The organism is Ruegeria sp. AK4 (assembly GCF_056541025.1).
Window position 1 is genome coordinate 1 of record NZ_JBQFXS010000070.1, and the last position, 1,254, is coordinate 1,254.

Annotated in this window: 1 protein-coding gene; it reads left to right on the forward strand. The window is 60.4% G+C overall.

The window, feature by feature from the left end; translation table 11 throughout:
- Positions 1-68 precede the first annotated feature (68 nt).
- A protein-coding gene (locus tag ACR0EZ_RS25890; RefSeq protein ID WP_480617714.1) for an IS3 family transposase occupies positions 69-1,228 on the forward strand; the annotation gives its coding sequence in 2 pieces (ribosomal slippage) (positions 69-318 and positions 318-1,228; 1,161 coding nt in all).
- Positions 1,229-1,254: the final 26 nt, after the last annotated feature.

A 1,254-nucleotide genomic window follows, 5' to 3' on the forward strand; every position in this document is an offset into this window, starting at 1 on the left:
TGACCTGCCCCCCGAAACTTCCCTCGTTCTGATGTAGAGTTTGCTCAACCTTTCGAAGGAGCAAACACATGCGAAAGAGCCGTTTCACCGAGGCGCAGATCATCGGGATGATTAAGGAACAGGAAGCTGGGATGCCGACTGCTGAGGTGTGCCGCAAGCACGGCCTCAGCCAGGGCACGTTCTACAAGTACAAATCGAAGTACGGCGGCATGGAGGTGTCGGACGTCGCGAAGCTGAGGGCGATGGAAGACGAGAATGCCCGGCTCAAGCGCCTTCTGGCGGACACGATGCTGGACAATGCTGTTTTGAAGGACTTGCTGGGAAAGAACTGACGACGCCAACCGAACGGCGGGATGCAGCGCTGAGGGCGATGCGGGATCACGGCATCTCGCAACGCCGAGCGTGCAGGCTCGTTGGTGTCGATCCCAAAACCGTTAGGCGTGAACGCCCGCCCGACAATCCTGAGATACGCAAGGAGATGAAGGCCGTCGCTGCCAAACGGCGCAGGTTCGGCTATCGGCGGATCGGTGTGATGCTGGAGCGCAAGGGGATGATCATGAACCACAAGAAGCTCTATCGGCTGTACACTGAGGAGAAGCTGGGCGTCAGGCGACGACGGGGCCGGAAACGGGCGCGGGGATCGCGGACGCCGATGCCAGAGGCTCTGCGGCCAGGTGAGCGCTGGTCGCTGGACTTCCTGTCCGACACGTTCGGGGCCTCACGCAGGTTCCGCATCCTGGCGGTGAACGATGACTGCTGCCGCGAGAACCTGTGCCTGATGGCCGACACCAGCATCTCGGGTGCCCGGGTTGCGCGGGAACTGGATGCGCTGGTCCGGCTCTATGGCAAGCCAGCCAGCATCGTCAGTGACAACGGGACCGAGTTCACCAGTCGCGCGATCCTGAAATGGGCAAACGACAATAGCGTCGATTGGCATTACATCCATCCGGGCAAGCCCCAACAGAATGCCTTCATCGAGTCATTCAACGGCAGCCTGCGCGATGAACTCATGAACGAGGAGATGTTCGACAGCCTGGACGATGCCCGCCGAAAACTGGCGCTCTGGCGTTACGACTACAACAACGTCAGGCCGCACTCATCGCTCGGAAATCAAACGCCCGCAGAGGCGCGCCGGACGCTTGAGCAATTTGAGGGCTCCGCGCCCGGCGCGCTTGCCCAAAACAACGACGACGAATATGAAAACCAAACCCGCAGACTCTCGTTATGAATGAGGGAGCCTCGGGGGGCAGGTCA